The sequence below is a fragment of the Bacillus sp. BML-BC051 genome (assembly GCF_019656175.1).
GTDB classification, from domain to species: Bacteria; Bacillota; Bacilli; order Bacillales; family Bacillaceae_G; genus Bacillus_A; species Bacillus_A mobilis.
The window spans coordinates 20,285-38,760 of sequence record NZ_BPLI01000075.1 but is presented as its reverse complement, the minus strand read 5'-3'; the positions used below and the strand labels follow the sequence as shown (position 1 = coordinate 38,760).

The following is an 18,476-nucleotide window of genomic DNA, read 5'->3' as shown; positions in this document are numbered from 1 at the left end:
CACCCTTTCCTATATACTCGTTTGAATCAGTCCCCCTTGTTCAAACTGCTGCAATACTTTCGTACGAATTTCTTGGAATAATTCCGAAGTTTTACTACGTGGATAAGGTAAATTATTTTCAATCACTTTATGTATTTTTCCAGGCTTTGCACTCATGATGATAATTCGGTTTGAGAGATATATCGCTTCGTCTATATCATGAGTAACAAATACCATTGTCGTTTTCTTCTGCTCCCAAATATTTAGCAGTACTTCTTGCAAATGACTTCTAGTAAAAGCATCAAGTGCCCCGAATGGCTCATCAAGTAATAATACATTCGGATCCCTTAATAAAGCTCTCGCAATCGCAACGCGTTGTGACATCCCGCCTGAAATTTCTTTCGGATAGGATTTTTCGAAACCGTCTAATCGAACGATTTCAACCCATTCTTTTACTTTATCTTTTACATGCTTATCCTTTAACGACAAATCTGCAGCAATATTTTCTTCAACTGTTAACCATGGAAATAAGCGATGTTCTTGAAAAATAAAACCTTGTTTCTTACTCGGTTTTACGATTTGTTCCCCATCAATGACAATCTTACCTTCAAATTCGTTATCTAACCCCGCAACAATTTTCAAAAGCGTACTTTTCCCGCAACCACTCGGTCCAATTATGGTGACAAAATCCCCTTTCTCTAATTGAAAATTAATATCTTCTAATACTTGAACCGTACCAGTTTGTTTCGAAAAATATTTTGATACCCCATCAATTGAAACCTTCACTTCTTCCCCTCCTTGAAATGATTCATTTAAATGAATAGATGCAACATTTGTACAATAAAAAAACCAAAGGCATTTCATCTTGTAATGAAATGCCTTTGGTTTCTCCAATCAGCTATACGTTATAGAATTAACTACATATTATACAAATTTTTCCGATAAGTCAACTAGGTTTTAATGAACGTTATTTATTTTTAAAAATAGTAACAGTTTCTGAAATGATGTTTGGAAGCGATTCTTGAATTGTATTTTTGACTGTATGAAGAGCTTTTTCTACATATCCGTCTTCAAATTGTTCTAACGGCTCAGGTAATTCATCCTCATCCAGTATAATAAACTCTCCACTGGGAAGTACCATAATATCAAGGATTAAATCTTCAAAGGATACAACTTCGTCCGATATATATGTATTCTTTACAATATTAAAATAAGAACCTAGATAACTCCCATCATGATCTCTCCAAACGTATAAATTATATGGACGATTCCTCCAGTAGTATGCAATTGTACAACTTCCTTTCGAGATCGTTAACTTCTTATCGTTCGCTTCCATTGTAAAAGAGTACAGTACTTCATGATACAAAACAATTTTGTCCTGCTGCGCTTCTACTAGTAAACAAGCATGATCTACAGTTGTAGCATCATATCGGATTTTTCTTTCAATAATTTCAATCCCTGACGGACGTAAGCAACTCATTTTTTAAATACCCCTTTTATTTTAGTTCTTTCATTATAACTCTTTATATTTCCGCTAAGAAAGCGTTCAGTCTATTCGTTCATTATTTTTTTAGTTAAAATTTATATAATCTCATTTTCTACTTCACAAAAAAGTCCCTTCTAAGTTAGAAGGAACTCTATTTGTATTATTATTTTATAACCCATGATTTATAAGCCTTCACTTCTAAACGAAACTTAGATTCTTTTAACCACTCCACAGCACTACATACAAGAGGAGATGAATTACCTTCAGTAATACTTTCTATTGGAATCCACCTAGCTCCTAATGAATCTTGCTCTTCAAATTGTTCCAGTACTTTGAATTCACCTTCGCACCTTTCTACAAAGTAAAAAACTGCGATATGATGTACATGTGTGTACTCCTTGAATTTTGATGGAAATTGAAAATCAATTGTACCTACTTGTTTTACTACCGTTACATTTAGCCCAGTCTCTTCTTTAATCTCTCTATGAAGTCCACCTAATAATGATTCCCCATCTTCTAAACTACCACCAGGTAAATCATACCGATTTCTATATGGACCTTTAATTTTATCAATTACTAATAAATTCTTGTTTTCGATACAAATTCCGTACACACCAAACGCACGATGAAAATTAGTAGCATTATTCATGTTTCAACTTCTCTGTGACCATATCATAAAATCTCCGTTCCTCATCAACATTTAAGTGAACGCGGCTTACTGTTTTAGAAAATCCATATAACAATTGCGCTTTTACAGGCTCTTTTAGTGTTATTTCAAATGTTGGAGGTTCCTTTATAAATTCCATCACAGTTGCGTCAAGGACCTCTTTCTCTTTCTTTAAAGATTCTCCTTTATAAAACAAAATTTTATCAATTTGTGTAAATGGTATAACAATTTTCTTACCTAATCCAATTTGAATGATTATTTGTTCTTCTGTAATGATAATCGGATTTTTACGCATTGCTTGTATTTCAGCTAAAAAATAAAACATTGCGTATATGTTTAAAATAAGTAAAATCCATGCTATTACTGGATTCCATTGATGAAGCAAATAATGAAAACCGATACTTTCTATTAAGGTCGCATGGATAATCATGATATATACACCTATTGCTCCAGTCTTTTTGTGATATGAGTACACGGATTCACCTTCTGGTACTGTTGCACGCCACGATAAAAATGCATAATAGATTAACTTACACTCTGTTACAATGATATCTACTAATTTATTTCTTTTCATAGTAGCATCAAACGCTGCATCAATCGCATAAGAAAATGAAGAATATTCTCTTCTATATTCTTTAAATCGTTTGATTGTTTCAGGAAGCACTTTAACGATTTTATAGAGAAGGAAAAATTCTAGACCTACAAAAGCAATTTCTCCCGCAACTATAATATAAGAAACGTTTGAAAACGCTCGTAAATAGTCGCTTGGAATAATAAATCTTGCAAATATATAACCAGCTATTACGACAGGGAATATATACGTTAACGAGTATCTTTTTCGAATAATAAAGAAATACGTAATGACCGGAATTACAAACATACAATCTAACAAAGAACCAAGCACTACTTCATTCGGAGCAGCTGGTACAATCGGAAGGGTATACAATAAATAGTTTGATAACAAGATGAAAGATACGAGTCCAATCCAAATGCCTTTTCGCCTTCGCGATAGTGAGACATTCATATGTTCACTCCTCTATTTAAAAACCTCGTTTAAATGGTCTTTATAAAATATAATGGCACGTTCAAATTCTTTAACTTCATCTACTTTTATAACCGTTTCAAGTAATAATTTCATCGCGGATTCATGATCGTTTACGTTATATTTTGCTAATGAGAGAAACACTTTAATCACGTCGTTATCCGGAAACTGCTGCATACCTGTTTCTAAAACAGTTATCGCCTTGTCATACTCACCTATACAACGATATGTACTTCCAAGACCGATATATGCATCGCAAAGTGACTCACCCTCAAGACCGTTTGCAATCGCCTGTTCATAATATGGCACAGCCTCTGTTTCAAGTCCCATTACATCATGTATCCAGGCACATTGAAAAAGCACTTCTGCATCCCGCGTAAAGTTTGTTAGCCCAATAAGTATCTCTTTGGACTGCGCATATTTCTTCTCATTTCTTAGTTTAATAGCTTGCTTTAATAAATGTTCCATAGAATCCACTCCTCACCAATTATTCTATGTATCCATCTTGAATGGTTAACGTTCGTGTAAAAGTAAAATCCCCTTAAATTAAAGCTTCACTTACCTATATATACTATGCAGATTCACTCTTATCCAAATACTTAAAATTATAAAACGGTAATGTGATTACATAGCACTTCTAACCTTTTAACAATTTCTTTCGCTGTTTCATCTTTCCCATTACATAACTTCCCTTTACCATCTTGTCCAATTACGTAGTGCACTGCTCCGCGCGAATATAAAGAATGTGGTGAATTTGCAATCATTACATTTGCCTTAGCTTCTTTCATTCTATTTTTCGCTCTTTCAAACAGTTCTTCTTCATTTACATCACTTTCAAGTTTAAATCCAACGAGTACCGTTTCTGGATCCCACTCTTTTATATGTTTTAATACTTTCGGAGCCTTTTGAAAATGAATAATTGGCGCTATATCACTTGAAATTTTCCCATTCATATCAAGAACATTACCATCTTGATCACAAATTTTGTCTACAACCCAATCTGATCCAGCCGCTGCCATAATGACCGCATCGACCTTTTCATGCGTAAGTATACTTTTCATTTTATCTTGCAAATCAACAATTCCTTCAAATGGGTGTAATTCTAATTGATTATTTACATCGTTCGGTTTCTCAGCGAAATAACCGTGTAAATATATAACATAAGCCCCTTTATCTATAAGCTCTTCCGCAATTATTCTTCCAATCGTACCTTTTGCCATATTCGTATGCCCGCGTACTTGGTCCCATTTTTCTAAACAACCACCACTCGTAATTAATACCTTTTTCCCTTTCATTGTAACCATCCCTTACTGATTTTTCTTACGAAACCATTCTGTTCCAAAGTCAACGATATCTCGTTGCTTCATAAGTCGGCACGTTGCATTTCCTATTTTCCCATTTGTTACAGTTCCTTTTCGTTCAAACTCTACACCGATTTCTACAAACTTATCAGAATCGTAATCCATATCAACAAACTCTTTCCATACTCTTTCACCATTCTCTATAATTGGTGCCCCTACTTTTATTAACTCACATGCACCAGAACGAACTTCAGATAAGTGTACAGACGTATTGGAATCATATCCAACACCAATTAATAATATGTATCCGTCTAAATCGTATATTTTTCTTAATGGAGATTCCTCTCCTAAACTCATTGATAACGACTGATTCATCGTTATTTCTTCTGCATGCTTTCCCCATGCAGCAAAACTTCCTAATGGATGGTTACTACGTACCACATTCGGATATGTACGAAAACATTCAACTACTTTTCCCATTGCTCTTGTTGGTGTAATATGTGGCTCAAATGCTGGGACATTGTCTCTGATAATTTGCCACCATTCTTCAGGTACAGGTGGTCTTGACCAATGTTTTGGATCAGATAAATCCGAAGATTGTGTTGGCATAATAATTGTTCCCTCTTCCGTAATAACTTTCATTAACGCCTCTACTACCGCAACTGCTCCGCCAGATACCCAGCCAATAGAACTTAGTGAAGAATGTACAATAACCGTCATTCCTTTTTCTAACCCTAATTTTCTTAAATCATTTGAAATTGTTTTAATTGTATTTGGCAATGGTGTACTTGCCACTATGTCATTCATTTTCACGATTGTTCCCCCATTTTTTTAAACTACTACATATATATATTATCATATTTTTCTTAATTTTTAACTTAATCATTTTCATCCACATATAAAATGTTAATATATTAATTTTATATAACTATAGAAGAAAAATAAAGGCGTTGCATCAAACAATAAAAACACTAATATAAACGAAAGAGCCCATCACAACTGATAAGCTCTTTCGTTTCATTTACCCTTCAATTGTAACCCCTGTAAACATCGATAAGTTTCCCGTGATTTTTTCGCCTACACGTAAAAATAACCCTGCGGCTCTCCCGCTAATACAGTGGGAACCAATTAATAGTTTACCAGTATACGGACCATCCCATGTATCAATTGTATAGTCAGGCATTTCTATGTATTGCTGGTATATTTTTCGCTGTTCAAAATAATACTCCGTTTTATCTTCAGCTAATAGTTCATCATTTTCGTATATAGATACCCCTCCGCCTTCACGCCCGTATAAAGGCTTAGAAACATATGACGCATCTCTTTCTATAAACGGTTTATTTGTAAAATATGTAGGTAAGCAGTAGCTCTGAATGATTGCTCTCTCTTCTTTCTCAAAGAAAACTCCCTCTTCGAACAGTTGCCAAATTAATGCGAGTACACTTTTATTTTGCATAAGAAAAGCTGCAGGTGGATTAATGATTTTCACTCTTCCTTGCGCTATATGGTCTAAAAACTGAAGTCCAATCCTTTTCCCATTTTTATCGGTATCTGAAACTAAATATTCAATTGGATATAGTCTATATAAGTAATGGATTCGTTCACCATTTTGCGTATATATACCATCATCTGCTACGACGATATCTTGTATACCTATATAATCTGTTGATTGATCTAAGCAATAGCTTCTTAAAAATTGAACTGTTTGATGATCTTCATCGTGCCAATCATAACTAGTAAAATATATCGTCTCTTCAGGTCCAATATTATAGTCATGTTTAATTTGTTCCCATGCCTGCACAATATGCTCTTCTATATGATTGGGATGATTTACATCGTGATAACGGCACAACACTTCATTTGCGACGGATGGCTCTAAATAACCTGTTGGTGTATCACAATTTACTTCTATTAATTTTATATCTTCACCGTTTACTATAAAGTCAAACCTTGTAAAATATGAAAACAAACCAATATGTTTCATTCTCGCAATTTCCCACGTTTCAGCTGGAAATCCTAGTTTTTGAAAATCTTCTGTCGTATTGATAATATATTGATAGGTTCTATATAACACATACATAATTTCCTCTGTCGCTTTTGAAATAGCAGTATATGTGTTTACTGGCATACGATACATACCCGTTGCCATATATTGATTCCATTCTTCCTTCTCTAAAAGGCTCGGCCATGTAAATCCATTCCTACCAACCTCTTCCGCAAGTGAAAACCATACTTTCATATACTCTTTCTGCTCTTGTTCTGTATACATGACTCCATTATCCTTTCGTGTTATGATCCGGCTGGTGCTTTTGCATTCCCAATTCCACTGGAACCAGAATTCACTTTTGGCGTTTGTGTCGTAGATGATTTCGGCGTATTTGTATCTGGCGTCACTTTATTTGAGGAATTTGGCTGTTGTTTATTTAAATCTACTTTATTGGAAGTATTATTGTTGTTACTGTTAGTTCCGCCGTAAGAACCTCCACCACCGCTGCCACCAGTTCTACTTTGGTCTTTTTCACGATATGGAATAATATTATTTGCATACGGTTTCTTCATTATATTTGGTTTTGCTGTATAATTCATATTTGAAGTTCTGCTTGCTAATAAATATCCTGCAACGAACGGCAGTATCGGCAAATGTGAATTTTCATGATAAGAAGAAAATGACGGATTATTTTCCTTACATAACTCATCTTTTTCTACATTTTCATTAGTTGGAGCTTTATCATCACAATTTAATGTTTCTTGTTCATTTCCTTGTTTTGCACCATCTGTTTTAACAGCGGTACTTTCTTTCTGTGCAGTTTCTTCTTCATAATCGCCACAGCCTGTTAATAAAAAAGATGACACCCCTATTGAAGTAGCAATTTTTATAAATTTACTTTTATCCATTCTCATGTGTTATACACCTAATTTCTATTATCTATATTTTTCCAGATACCTTTATTATATAATGTAAATATCACTTTTTTCAAACGAAACATAATATGTATATTTATATATTTTTATACTGCATTCCCAAATAACAACAAAACCTTTCAACCCCCGGATATTTTTCTCCTAAACTTTTAACCTGAAAACCAATTTTTTTATAAAATTCTACCGCTTCATCGTCTGTCTCTGCCTCTAGATACCTCAATTGATGCATTCTTAATACTTCCTTTATCATTTGCCACGCAATTCCATTATGACGATATTGTGGAACGACTGCTATATGGCAAATTCTCGCTTTCTTTGCTCCGATTATTTCAATACCTATGCAAGCCTTTTCTTCATATCTATGCAAAGTCGCTTTATTCCTTTCATAAAATAAAACTGCTTTCTTTAAGCTAGTTTCACTTGGTCCGACTGCATACTGTAGTACATTTAAAATGGGATCTTTCTCAATTTGTTCAACGCGTTGCAAATTCATATCATCATTCCTTTCTATGAAAAAAGATTAGCTCTTTATATAAAGAGCTAATCTCATTACGCCGTTATTTTTTCTTCTTTCTTCACAACGACCGCTACATAACTATGTAGTATCATTCCAATAATAACGAGGCTCATACCAATCCAAGATAAAGATGACGGAATTGGTGCAGATAACAAGATAAGTTCTCCTACTAGCGCAAATAAAACCTCACCGGACTGAGTTGCTTCCACTGTTGCTAGTTTTTGCGGATCATCTTTTACAAGATCTGTCGCAAAGAAGAATAATACCGTTGCGATTAAGCCAGAACTAACTGCTACTATAAAACATTGGAAAACTTGGCTACTTGACGGTAGACCACCTGTTGATACTTCATAACCAGATAGTAAAAACCAAAATGGTAAGCTTGCTAATGTCATACCGAGAACTCGCTGAAATACGTCTAATTCCCCTTTACAAACTTGCATCATTTTTCGATTTCCAAGAGGGTACGCAAACGCTGCAATAAGTACAGGAACTACACATAAAACGGTTTCACGAATTCCTAATGAAGAAGCATGTTCTACTTGCATGAGTACAACACCACATAAAATAATACCCGACATAACTAATTCCTTCATTGGGAGTTTTTTATGTAACGGATCTACCGCAAAAAATGGTGTTAACAAAATCCCTGCTACGATCGTAATTTGCCATGTTGATGCAACGAGCCAACCAGGTCCGAAAGCTCCAGCAAAACTAAGTGGTGCATAAAAGAGACCAAATCCAACGATACTCCAAACTAACCATTCTTTCGGATTGTTTTTCATATATTGAAAGAGTTGCTTTAAGTTTCCTCTATACATGACAATAAGTAAAAGCATTGGAACCATAAAGTAGTACCGTAATGATGCACTCCAAATCCAGCTTCCACCTTCTAAGTCCATCGCCCGGTTTAAAACGAAGGTAAAGGCAAAGAAAAATGATGCCAATATCCCTACTGCAATAGCTTTCATGATAAAACCCCTTGTTTAGTTTCTTCTTATACTATACAACAAATTAAATATAATTAAAATTTGAAATCTTTATCTCGCATGTATTCTAGCTCTATATAGTTTTCTTATCTGACTAATATGAGCTTGATGGTACCGATTATGATCTGCTATATGCCATATCCCCCATCTTATAGTCGCATTTTCTCCCTTTTCATAAAAAACTTCTCGTGTTAAATCATTTTCTGTTAGTTTCATACATTCCGCATAAAACATATGTTGCACAGCTTCATAATCTTGCATTAATTGTTGCAACGTCTGTTTTCTTAAACTTGGCAGTTTTCCTGCTTCATTTAACATAGGTCCATATATAGTATCAAGTGCCTGTGGAATTGCTTCTCCTTTTAAGCGGTACACCCAATGTAAATCGACAACTGCTAAATGTTGAAGTAGTTGTCCAATACTATTTTCATTATTTTCTGACCCTTTAAAAGACAATTCTTTCTCATCAATACCTTCTACTAACTTTTGCAATCGTTTAAATGTATCCGTAACCATCGCATACAAAATCGCTACTTGCGGGTTCATATTTTTTTCTAAACGGAGATCTTTCATACTAAACTCCCTTTCTTAAAAGAACAACACCATATATTCATCATCACTATATACACCGTTTATTTTTAAAGCTCTTTTCTCGATTCCATACGTTTGAAAGCCCATTGATTCATACAATTTTTTTGCTGGCTCATTTGTGGACACAACACCTAAAGTCAATTGTTCCAAGTCCATTTCTCTTGCTTTTTCAATTGCCTTACGTATTAACTCACGTGCAAGGCCACTTCTTCGATTACTTGCATCTACATACATCGCAACGATATGCCCTTTATGTTTATATGCCTCTTTCTCTTCTGTTAGTAAAGTGACAACTCCAACCAATTGATGATCCGCATTAAAAGCACCGAATGTACAACTAGTAGCAGCTGTTAAATTACTTTCCACTCGCTTAATCGGATTTTCTTGACGAATCGCCTCTTCATAAGTCGTTACAAATGCCTCTGGATTTACTTGTAATGCTTGTAAACGTAACTCCCAATATTTTTCCGCATCTTCTTTCGTTAGTAATCGAATCATATTACTCCATCCCCTTATAATTTACATAATATTTTTATGAACTACTAATTAATGTTTGATATTCTTCTCTTAACATACTATAACGATATCGATGAATGAACTGACCTTTACGTAATCGATCATTTCTCATTAGTCCTTCACAAACAAAACCGGCCTTTTCATAGCTCTTTCTAGCTTGAAAATTATCTTCGTCTACACGTAGCCAAACTTTTTCTAATTTAAATTCAAAGAATGCTAGCTGTAACATACCATATAGAGCTGCTATTCCATATCCTTTGCCCCAATACTCTTTATTACCAATCCCGATTCCCAGTTCTGCATTTTTATTTGTTTTATCAAAGTTTTTAAGATCTACCCATCCAATATGTATGCCGTTCTCTGCCGTGATAGCTCTTTGTTCATAACCATTTTTTCGATTTATACATGCTTCAATCCATATTTTCGTATCTTCACGAGTGAACGGTGGATATTGATCTGGTACAACTAAATGTTTCGTTACTTGTGTATCTAATGACCATTGATATCGATCTTCTACATCATCTAGTGTCAGTTCTCTTAATTGAACAAATGGTACATTCATTGTGTTAGCCCCTTCTTATTTTCCTATAGAAAACCCTTCGAACATTCTTCCTCCATACTGTTCTAGTGTTTTTTCTACAAAAGTAATTAATTTCATTTTCTCTCCAGTTATATAAAAATGATCGAAAGCCGCTACAAATTGATCTGCGTATTGTTCATCATATTTTCTAAGTACCCTTATAAACCATTTTGAACTTCCAAGCCATTTTCCATTTACTCTTAATACATATTCATGTAATAAATCAGCTAATAAATTCGCGATAAACAACTCTTCTTCTCTTTTTGTCGCCCCGATAAAGTCATCCAGAGTATCCGTAATAAAATATCGCTTCTGCTTCATCATTTCTTCGGTCCATTTAGCTGGTCCTTTATTTAGTAAATCATTTGCTTCTCTTTTTAATTCCTCAACAATTTCATCTTCCCCTTTTAATACAATACCTTCTGCAACTAATTGTGGTAACGAAGGTCTTCCGCGATCACAATCCATTTTAAAAAAGGCTTTATACGTTTCAAAATTATGTACAAACACCTCAACAGGCCATCCATTACTATAGAAAGATTCTCTATAACAAGATGACAAACTACGATCTATTATTACAATATCTAGGTCAGATGTTTTTGTCGCCTCTCCTCGTGCAACGCTTCCTCCTAGTAAAGCTACATCACAATTCGGAAATTGTGATGTAATTATGCTTTGTGCTGCTTCCATTGATTTCATAACCGTTCCCCTTTTCTTATTTCACTTTCTTTTTTCAGCTCTTTCTCTCGCTTTTTTTATATACGGTTCTGCGTCTGGTGTTTTGCATGACGTTGCTCCGTGATCAACCTTTACTTTTCCAATTTCACGTGCAATTTCAATCGCTGTTTGCTCTAAGTCTTCATTACGAATACCTATCGCGATTAATGCACTATTCATCGCTTCTTTTTTTCTATTTTTTTCATTATGTATATTTACTTTAATTTCTTCTAGATACGGAGAGAAGAAATCATCTTGTAACGTTTTATTTTTAATCGCTATATTTGCTAATAGAGACCAGCCTGCTCTTCCAATCCATTCATCATCAGACTGTGTCCATTCTTCCATTCTTTCTATCGCGATTGGCGACGTACAAATAGCCGTCATCAAAACGTCCATTAAACAATAATAATCAACTTCCTGTACCCATTTATTTAGCTGTTCTGTCGTAACTTTTTTCGGATCTAAAATCATCGTCGCTAAAGTCATTGCATCCATATTTTTTGTTTCCCATAATAAAATTGCTAAATCATGATCTTTTTTTATCTTCTTTTTTAACAATTTTAAATTGGCAAAACTAACTCCGAAGAGTGGCTCTTTCGCTCCGTGGTTTTTATACGTTTTACGATTTTGTTCTGTTCCATATTCCTCTAGTTGTTGCATTACTTCTTCTAGTAACATATGCACACCTCTTTTTCTTTTATGTTGATTTCATATATGTATGTACGATATATTCTACATTACTTTTTGGTTTTCCTATATGTATTTTTAAAATACGGTATGTGAAATTTTTATTAGTGTACTTTAAAGCAACAGACACTCTCTTCACTAACCATACGATGTATAACATTACCCCACTAACACACTGAATGGCTTTACTAAATATAAGGACAAATTACATGCATTTTCATTCGATTCTTGTTTCATTTTATTAAGCATGCAAAACAATGAAATCTTGCATGCTTTTTTACAAACTTTTTTACGTTTGTAAAAAAGTTTTTTTGCAATTACCGCCCTATAATTGCTAATATAGTAGAGTAGAACTTTTATAGAGAGAAGGAAAATTATGCACAATGGAATTCGAATGACAACTTTAGTAAAAAGGGCTATGTTGATTTGCGCGGGGGTATTATTTACATACGAAGCAACTTTAGGATCAACACATACTGCTCTAGCAAGTACAGAGGATGAAACAAAATCTGTTCAACTTGTAAGTGAAATTCAATCATCTCTTGCACCGAAAGAAGCTCCAAAACAATATAACGGGCAAGTTAGAAAAGTCGCTTACTTAACATTTGATGATGGTCCTGGAAAATACACAGCTGAGCTTTTAGATATGTTAAAGAAAGAAAATGCAAAAGCAACATTCTTCCTAATCGGTTCAAATGTAAAAGCATTCCCGGAACTTGTAAAACGTGAAGATGCTGAAGGCCACTATGTTGGGATGCACAGTATGACTCATAACTACAAGAAGCTTTACACTGAAGGTCATTATGTAGATGAAATGAAAGAAGATCAAGGCTTAATCGCTGGCGTTCTAGGTAAATCACCAGTATTAACTCGCCCATCTTACGGCTCAATGCCAGGGTTAAACGAAGCACTTCGCAACAAAGTTGTCGAAAATGGATTAAAAGTTTGGGATTGGACAATTGATTCTTTAGACTGGACATACAACAAAATGCCTGTTGATGCTGCATCAGCTAAAATTGTACAAAACGTTGTAAATGGAGCTGACAAGCCAACAGAAGTTATTCTAATGCACGATATTCATCCACAATCCGTTAAAGCAGTACCTGGAATTATTAAAGGACTGAAAGAAAAAGGATATGAATTAGAAAGTTATAATGAGAACGAACACTTCCCATTAAACTTCTGGCACGATAATCGTATGTAATGTGAAAGACTCTATTTCCTCTAGTAGGTTATTGAGTCTTTTTTTCGTATTGGGTATTACTTCTCTTATATTCGATTCCCCCTTCTTCCTTTATATCAATGGGATATAAAAACCACATTAATTTAACTAAAAAACATGACATGTTATTCTAAAAACGACTAGTACGAAATTAAAACATATATCAAAATACAGTAAGAAATTATGGATTGAATATACAAATTCAATCCTATTTTTTATATTATCAACACTTTAGCACATATTACTCTTAAGGAGTGATGTGTATATGGATTTTCTTTCAGCCGAATATTTATCTGCCCTACTTACCATCATTGTAATTGATTTAGTGTTAGCTGGTGATAATGCCATTGTAATTGGATTAGCAGCAAGGCGATTACCGAAAGATCAACAAAAGAAAGTGATTATATGGGGAACTATCGGGGCAATTGCGATTAGGGCCCTCGCTACTTTAGTTGTCGTCTGGTTATTAAAAATACCAGGGCTACTTCTAATTGGTGGTGTACTCCTTATATGGATTGCTTACAAATTAATTGCTGAAGGCAAAGATCATGATATTAAGGCCGAAGAAGGATTTTGGTCTGCTATTAAAACCATTATTATTGCTGATGCGTTAATGGGTATTGATAATGTACTTGCTGTTGCAGGAGCTGCGCATGGCAATTTTTCTTTAGTCATCATTGGACTATTAGTATCTATTCCAGTAGTAGTATGGGGTAGTACATTAATTTTAAAGTGGGTAGACCGGTTCCCTGTCATCATTACAATTGGAGCAGCTGTATTAGCTTATACTGCTGCGAAAATGATTGTAGATGAGAAATGGTTCGCTGGATTTTTCGAAGGTAACCCTTTCATAAAATGGGCCTTTATCATTATTATCATTGCGGGTGTAGTATTCTTTGGAAAGATGAAACAAAAAACAAAAGATGTTTCTATATCATGACAACGTTATATGTACAAAAAAAAGCGCTACTCCTATGAGTAGCGCTTTTTAATATTTATTTCGTTTCTCCGTCTTCAGTCGTCTTTACCTTCGTTTTATTTTTATCACGATGGTTATAGTTGTACTTCGAACGATCGACCGGTGTAAATCCTTCCGGTGTATAGAATCGTAATAAGTCACCGTTTACGACTTGGTCAGAGTATTTTAATGACTTTTGAACCATTTGTTCATTTTGTTTTATTTCGTCTGTTAATTCTACAGAGTTACCAGTAGCTGTATCATAGTATTTTCCATTCAATGCAGTAACTGTTGGACTTACGAAGTTACCGTTACGGAATGGAACAACTTGTTTATGCTCTGGTGATAATAAATCGGATCCAAATTGGACATAATTTTTCGTATCTGTACCTAGTAAGTGTAATAGTGTCGGAAGAACATCAATTTCTCCGCCGTATTGATGTTGTACGCCACCCTTCATTCCTGGAACACGAATGATTAACGGTACACGTTGCAGTTGTGCATTTTCAAATGAGTTCATTTCTTTACCCATTATTTGAGACATTGCTGCGCCATGATTATCTGAAATACCGTAATGGTCACCGTACATAACGATAATTGAGTTATCGTATAAACCAGATTGTTTCAAGTAATCCATAAATCCTTTTACAGACTCATCTAAATAACGTGCCGTTTGGAAATACGTATCTACTGAAGAGTCACCTGTTTTAGCTGGTTCAATCGTCGCTTCCTCTTTATCAATTGGATAAGGGAAATGGTTTGATAGCGTAATGAACTTCGTATAGAACGGTTGTTTCAATGTTTGTAATAACGGAATGGATTCATTAAAGAACGGTTTATCTTTTAATCCATAGTTTACTACATCTTTTTCGTTCATATCGTAGTATGACGCATCAAAGAATTTATTAAAACCAAATGATTTATAAATCTCGTCACGGTTCCAGAATGTTTTATAGTTACCGTGGAACACTGCTGATGTGTATCCTTGTTGACCTAAAATAGCTGGTGCTGATTGAAACGTGTTATGAGCTTTATTTGTAAAAACAGATCCTTGTGGTAATCCAAACATTGAGTTTTCTAGCATGAACTCCGCATCAGATGTTTTACCTTGTCCTGTTTGATGGAAGAAGTTATCAAAGTATAACGTATTCGCATCTTTTGTAAATGAATTTAAGAACGGTGTAACTTCTTGCCCATTTAATTTATAATCGATTAAAAAGTTTTGGAATGATTCTAAATGAATATAAATTACGTTCATTCCTTTTCCTTTACCAAAGTACTCAGGATTTGGACTTGCATATGTTGATGTAAGATAATTTCTAACCTCAGTCATATTATCTCCATCAGCTAACGCTCGTTCTGTTGATGCTTTCGCACTTTGAATACCATCATAAATCGTATAGTTGTATGCCCCTAAATATTTCACAATATAATTACGGTCAAATGTTCTTGTTAATAATTCAGGACGATCCGATTCTGCAAGACCTAAGTTAATGCTGAATAATAAAATACCAGCTACAAATACTAGTGATAATTTATGCTTCGCAACACGAATTGGTTTTGGACTTGCAAATTTTGTTGCGACTAAAACAATTAAAATGATTGTATCTAAGAAATATAGTGGATCATATGCGTGTAGTAATGCAAAAATACTACCACCTAAATCTCCAAAGTTATTCGTCTGTGTTAATGTCGGGAACGTAATAAAGTCGCTGAAAAAGCGATAATATACTACGTTTGCGTATAAAAGTATAGACATTAACAAATTAATAACAATTAACCAAATGTAAGCACGTTTCCCCTTTGCAAATAATGCGAGCCCTAAAAATAGAACTGCTGAGCTTAACGGGTTGAAAAACAGTAAAAACTTTTGGATTGTGTTGGATATCCCTAAATTAAATTCTGTCACATATGCTGCGTATGTTTTTAACCAGAATAAAACAACGGCAAACACAAAAAATCCAAAGTGATTGCTTAACACACTTTTGCTCTTTAATAAGAACTTTTTCATCTCTCCACCTCTTTTAATCATCCAAGGCTTATTTTGATATAAGTCTGTCTCTCTATTCAATTTTTAATCTCCAAATAGATTTTATTTATTTTACTATATGAAGAATATTAGTAATTATAATTTGAAGCTATTATTTATTCAACTATTTTTTTACAAATATTTTGACCTTGGTTTCTATTTAACAAAATAATTTTGTAACATTTTCGGTTTTCTCCCAAGATTCATCCACTAATTATGACACCACATACTATAAACCTTTATTCACTGCTTCGCAAATAAATATGTCTCCAGTTCTGGAACATTAATGTAATATAATGAAATTCACAATAGATAGCATTAGTTTTTTTCGGTGTATATTACATCCTTTCCTGTAATTCAAGTTTATTCATGCTGCAGCCATTTCTATATTTGCAACATCAAAAGGTCTTCCCTCATCTAAAGTTATTTTTGTATAATTATTCACAATTCATAAAATCAAAGATTATAAAAAAACCTCGCTCTCATAATGAGAGCGAGGTTTTTCATCATTTATTATTGACCTTTGTACATTGCATCTACTTGCTTTTGAAGTTCTTCATTTTCTAAGAACTCATCGTAAGTAGCCTCTTTATCGATTACACCGTTTGGCGTTACTTCGATAATGCGGTTTGCAATTGTTTGTACGAACTGATGGTCATGAGATGTGAATAACATTGTACCTTTGAATGCGATTAAACCGTTGTTTAATGCAGTGATAGACTCAAGGTCTAAGTGGTTCGTTGGATCGTCAAGCGTGATTACATTCGCACCACTTAACATCATTTTAGATAACATACAACGAACTTTTTCGCCTCCAGATAATACAGAAACTTTCTTCTTAACTTCTTCACCTGAGAATAACATACGGCCTAAGAAACCACGTAAGAAGCTTTCTGACTCATCTTGTGGAGAGAATTGGCGTAACCAATCAACTAAGTTGGAGTCACTGTTCTCAAAGTATTTAGAGTTATCTCTCGGGAAGTAAGATTGAGATGTTGTAACGCCCCATTTGAATGAACCGCTATCTGGCTCCATTTCACCCATAAGGATTTTAAATAATGTTGTCATCGCAATATCGTTACGACCGATAAATGCAACTTTATCACCTTTATTTAAAGTGAAGTACACATTATCTAACACTTTTTCACCATCAATTGTTTTAGAAAGACCTTCAACAGTTAATAAGTCATTTCCTATTTCACGCTCAGGTGTAAAGCCAACAAATGGGTAACGACGTGATGATGGTCTAATATCATCTAATGTAATTTTATCTAATAATTTTTTACGAGAAGTTGCTTGTTTCGCTTTAGATGCGTTTGAGCTAAAGCGTGCAATGAAGTTTTGTAACTCTTTTACTTTCTCTTCTTTTTTCTTATTAGCATCTTGTGTTAATTTTAAAGCTAATTGGCTTGACTCATACCAGAAGTCATAGTTACCAACATAAAGTTGAATTTTACCGAAATCAAGATCAGCCATGTGCGTACAAACTTTATTTAAGAAGTGACGGTCATGGGATACAACGATTACTGTATTTTCAAAGTTCATTAAGAAGTTTTCTAACCATTGAATCGCTTTTAAGTCCAAGTGGTTGGTAGGCTCATCTAGTAATAGAATGTCAGGTTTACCAAATAATGCTTGAGCAAGTAATACTTTTACTTTCTCTGCCCCAGTTAATTCTGACAATTTCTTATCATGAACATCTTCACCAATACCTAAACCTTTAAGAAGGATTGCAGCTTCTGATTCTGCTTCCCAACCGTTAAGCTCAGCGAACTCACCTTCAAGTTCAGCAGCACGCATACCATCTTCATCACTAAAGTCTTCTTTCATGTAAATGGCATTTTTCTCTTGCATTACTTTGTAAAGTTGCGTGTGACCCATAATTACTGTTTCTAATACTGGGAACTCTTCATATTCGAAGTGGTTCTGTTTTAATACTGCTAAACGCTCACCTGGCGTAATATGTATGTCACCTGTTGATGGTTCAATTTCTCCAGATAAAATCTTTAGAAATGTCGATTTACCAGCACCGTTTGCTCCGATTAAACCGTAGCAGTTACCTGGCGTGAATTTTATGTTAACATCTTCAAATAATTTGCGATCCGCGAAACGCAAACTAACGTTACTTACTGTAATCATTTGTGTCCTCCTACTAATACCGCTTATTTCAGCGTTTTCTCACCGATTGTCTTAAAAAATCGCATATTACGACTCAATTATTGTAGACTATAGCTATTATATAGTAGAAGATGGATGAATAGCAACGGTTG

At 34.4% G+C, this 18,476-nt stretch carries 20 protein-coding genes; 2 read left to right on the top strand and 18 right to left on the bottom strand.

What is annotated here, in order from left to right:
* Positions 1–9 precede the first annotated feature (9 nt).
* The 16 genes from K5S59_RS24885 to K5S59_RS24810 form a co-directional block, all read right to left on the bottom strand.
* Positions 10–765 (bottom strand): ABC transporter ATP-binding protein, encoded by a 756-nt coding sequence (locus K5S59_RS24885; protein WP_000868607.1) that lies wholly within the window; start codon positions 763–765, stop codon positions 10–12.
* A 181-nt stretch (positions 766–946) separates the two neighbouring features.
* On the bottom strand, positions 947–1,459 hold the full coding sequence (locus K5S59_RS24880) for a ribonuclease FAU-1 family protein (RefSeq protein ID WP_001277680.1): 513 nt from the start codon (positions 1,457–1,459) through the stop codon (positions 947–949).
* A gap of 169 nt (positions 1,460–1,628) precedes the next feature.
* The gene (locus K5S59_RS24875) at positions 1,629–2,114 is read right to left on the bottom strand and encodes an NUDIX hydrolase (RefSeq protein WP_001057907.1); all 486 of its coding nucleotides are present in this window, start codon (positions 2,112–2,114) and stop codon (positions 1,629–1,631) included.
* Positions 2,107–3,156: a hypothetical protein gene (locus K5S59_RS24870; RefSeq protein WP_001103142.1), complete on the bottom strand. Its 1,050-nt coding sequence runs from the start codon at positions 3,154–3,156 to the stop codon at positions 2,107–2,109. Before K5S59_RS24870 ends, K5S59_RS24875 begins: the two co-directional genes overlap by 8 nt.
* A gap of 12 nt (positions 3,157–3,168) precedes the next feature.
* Positions 3,169–3,642, bottom strand: a complete 474-nt coding sequence (locus K5S59_RS24865) for a tetratricopeptide repeat protein (RefSeq protein WP_000400632.1) — start codon at positions 3,640–3,642, stop codon at positions 3,169–3,171.
* Between the two features lie 137 nt (positions 3,643–3,779).
* Positions 3,780–4,469: a phosphopantothenoylcysteine decarboxylase domain-containing protein gene (locus K5S59_RS24860; protein ID WP_000676702.1), complete on the bottom strand. Its 690-nt coding sequence runs from the start codon at positions 4,467–4,469 to the stop codon at positions 3,780–3,782.
* 12 nt (positions 4,470–4,481) lie between these two features.
* Positions 4,482–5,282: a BA2930 family N-acetyltransferase gene (gene aacC, locus K5S59_RS24855; protein WP_141523920.1), complete on the bottom strand. Its 801-nt coding sequence runs from the start codon at positions 5,280–5,282 to the stop codon at positions 4,482–4,484.
* Between the two features lie 214 nt (positions 5,283–5,496).
* Entirely contained in the window at positions 5,497–6,744 is a 1,248-nt protein-coding gene (locus tag K5S59_RS24850; protein ID WP_000287879.1) for a glutathionylspermidine synthase family protein, read from the bottom strand.
* A 20-nt stretch (positions 6,745–6,764) separates the two neighbouring features.
* Positions 6,765–7,376: a hypothetical protein gene (locus K5S59_RS24845; RefSeq protein WP_001242161.1), complete on the bottom strand. Its 612-nt coding sequence runs from the start codon at positions 7,374–7,376 to the stop codon at positions 6,765–6,767.
* 97 nt (positions 7,377–7,473) lie between these two features.
* Complete coding sequence (locus K5S59_RS24840) at positions 7,474–7,890, bottom strand: GNAT family N-acetyltransferase (RefSeq protein ID WP_098259154.1); 417 nt, start codon at positions 7,888–7,890, stop codon at positions 7,474–7,476.
* A gap of 56 nt (positions 7,891–7,946) precedes the next feature.
* Complete coding sequence (locus K5S59_RS24835) at positions 7,947–8,885, bottom strand: DMT family transporter (RefSeq protein ID WP_000643664.1); 939 nt, start codon at positions 8,883–8,885, stop codon at positions 7,947–7,949.
* 69 nt (positions 8,886–8,954) lie between these two features.
* A complete protein-coding gene (locus K5S59_RS24830; RefSeq protein WP_098228263.1) occupies positions 8,955–9,476 on the bottom strand; it encodes a DinB family protein in 522 nt (173 codons plus the stop codon).
* 15 nt (positions 9,477–9,491) lie between these two features.
* Complete coding sequence (locus K5S59_RS24825) at positions 9,492–9,992, bottom strand: GNAT family N-acetyltransferase (protein WP_097891870.1); 501 nt, start codon at positions 9,990–9,992, stop codon at positions 9,492–9,494.
* Between the two features lie 34 nt (positions 9,993–10,026).
* The gene (locus K5S59_RS24820; protein WP_212982245.1) at positions 10,027–10,572 is read right to left on the bottom strand and encodes a GNAT family N-acetyltransferase; all 546 of its coding nucleotides are present in this window, start codon (positions 10,570–10,572) and stop codon (positions 10,027–10,029) included.
* A gap of 15 nt (positions 10,573–10,587) precedes the next feature.
* The gene (locus tag K5S59_RS24815; RefSeq protein WP_000839605.1) at positions 10,588–11,289 is read right to left on the bottom strand and encodes a nucleotidyltransferase domain-containing protein; all 702 of its coding nucleotides are present in this window, start codon (positions 11,287–11,289) and stop codon (positions 10,588–10,590) included.
* A gap of 21 nt (positions 11,290–11,310) precedes the next feature.
* A complete protein-coding gene (locus tag K5S59_RS24810) occupies positions 11,311–11,988 on the bottom strand; it encodes a DNA alkylation repair protein (RefSeq protein WP_000923431.1) in 678 nt (225 codons plus the stop codon).
* Between the two features lie 385 nt (positions 11,989–12,373).
* Between K5S59_RS24810 and K5S59_RS24805 the strand changes: the two genes are divergently transcribed.
* Both K5S59_RS24805 and K5S59_RS24800 read left to right on the top strand, forming a co-directional pair.
* On the top strand, positions 12,374–13,201 hold the full coding sequence (locus K5S59_RS24805) for a peptidoglycan-N-acetylglucosamine deacetylase (RefSeq protein ID WP_000551441.1): 828 nt from the start codon (positions 12,374–12,376) through the stop codon (positions 13,199–13,201).
* A gap of 283 nt (positions 13,202–13,484) precedes the next feature.
* Positions 13,485–14,159 (top strand): TerC family protein, encoded by a 675-nt coding sequence (locus tag K5S59_RS24800; RefSeq protein WP_000346941.1) that lies wholly within the window; start codon positions 13,485–13,487, stop codon positions 14,157–14,159.
* Between the two features lie 55 nt (positions 14,160–14,214).
* Here K5S59_RS24800 and ltaS read toward each other — a convergent pair whose 3' ends face one another.
* Together ltaS and K5S59_RS24790 are read right to left on the bottom strand one after the other, a co-directional pair.
* Complete coding sequence (ltaS, locus tag K5S59_RS24795) at positions 14,215–16,188, bottom strand: lipoteichoic acid synthase (protein WP_033656357.1); 1,974 nt, start codon at positions 16,186–16,188, stop codon at positions 14,215–14,217.
* 531 nt (positions 16,189–16,719) lie between these two features.
* On the bottom strand, positions 16,720–18,345 hold the full coding sequence (locus K5S59_RS24790; protein WP_000633867.1) for an ABC-F family ATP-binding cassette domain-containing protein: 1,626 nt from the start codon (positions 18,343–18,345) through the stop codon (positions 16,720–16,722).
* Between the last annotated feature and the right edge of the window lie 131 nt (positions 18,346–18,476).

Coding starts and splice junctions, on each gene's coding strand:
- K5S59_RS24845 (WP_001242161.1), bottom strand. CDS start 7,376: ATGAGAATGGATAAAAGTAAATTTATAAAAATTGCTACTTCAATAGGG.
- K5S59_RS24790 (WP_000633867.1), bottom strand. CDS start 18,345: ATGATTACAGTAAGTAACGTTAGTTTGCGTTTCGCGGATCGCAAATTA.
- K5S59_RS24880 (WP_001277680.1), bottom strand. CDS start 1,459: ATGAGTTGCTTACGTCCGTCAGGGATTGAAATTATTGAAAGAAAAATC.
- K5S59_RS24820 (WP_212982245.1), bottom strand. CDS start 10,572: ATGAATGTACCATTTGTTCAATTAAGAGAACTGACACTAGATGATGTA.
- K5S59_RS24800 (WP_000346941.1), top strand. CDS start 13,485: ATGGATTTTCTTTCAGCCGAATATTTATCTGCCCTACTTACCATCATT.
- K5S59_RS24835 (WP_000643664.1), bottom strand. CDS start 8,885: ATGAAAGCTATTGCAGTAGGGATATTGGCATCATTTTTCTTTGCCTTT.
- aacC (WP_141523920.1), bottom strand. CDS start 5,282: ATGAATGACATAGTGGCAAGTACACCATTGCCAAATACAATTAAAACA.
- K5S59_RS24805 (WP_000551441.1), top strand. CDS start 12,374: ATGCACAATGGAATTCGAATGACAACTTTAGTAAAAAGGGCTATGTTG.
- K5S59_RS24830 (WP_098228263.1), bottom strand. CDS start 9,476: ATGAAAGATCTCCGTTTAGAAAAAAATATGAACCCGCAAGTAGCGATT.
- ltaS (WP_033656357.1), bottom strand. CDS start 16,188: ATGAAAAAGTTCTTATTAAAGAGCAAAAGTGTGTTAAGCAATCACTTT.
- K5S59_RS24870 (WP_001103142.1), bottom strand. CDS start 3,156: ATGAATGTCTCACTATCGCGAAGGCGAAAAGGCATTTGGATTGGACTC.
- K5S59_RS24815 (WP_000839605.1), bottom strand. CDS start 11,289: ATGAAATCAATGGAAGCAGCACAAAGCATAATTACATCACAATTTCCG.
- K5S59_RS24875 (WP_001057907.1), bottom strand. CDS start 2,114: ATGAATAATGCTACTAATTTTCATCGTGCGTTTGGTGTGTACGGAATT.
- K5S59_RS24860 (WP_000676702.1), bottom strand. CDS start 4,469: ATGAAAGGGAAAAAGGTATTAATTACGAGTGGTGGTTGTTTAGAAAAA.
- K5S59_RS24825 (WP_097891870.1), bottom strand. CDS start 9,992: ATGATTCGATTACTAACGAAAGAAGATGCGGAAAAATATTGGGAGTTA.
- K5S59_RS24810 (WP_000923431.1), bottom strand. CDS start 11,988: ATGTTACTAGAAGAAGTAATGCAACAACTAGAGGAATATGGAACAGAA.
- K5S59_RS24850 (WP_000287879.1), bottom strand. CDS start 6,744: ATGTATACAGAACAAGAGCAGAAAGAGTATATGAAAGTATGGTTTTCA.
- K5S59_RS24865 (WP_000400632.1), bottom strand. CDS start 3,642: ATGGAACATTTATTAAAGCAAGCTATTAAACTAAGAAATGAGAAGAAA.
- K5S59_RS24840 (WP_098259154.1), bottom strand. CDS start 7,890: ATGAATTTGCAACGCGTTGAACAAATTGAGAAAGATCCCATTTTAAAT.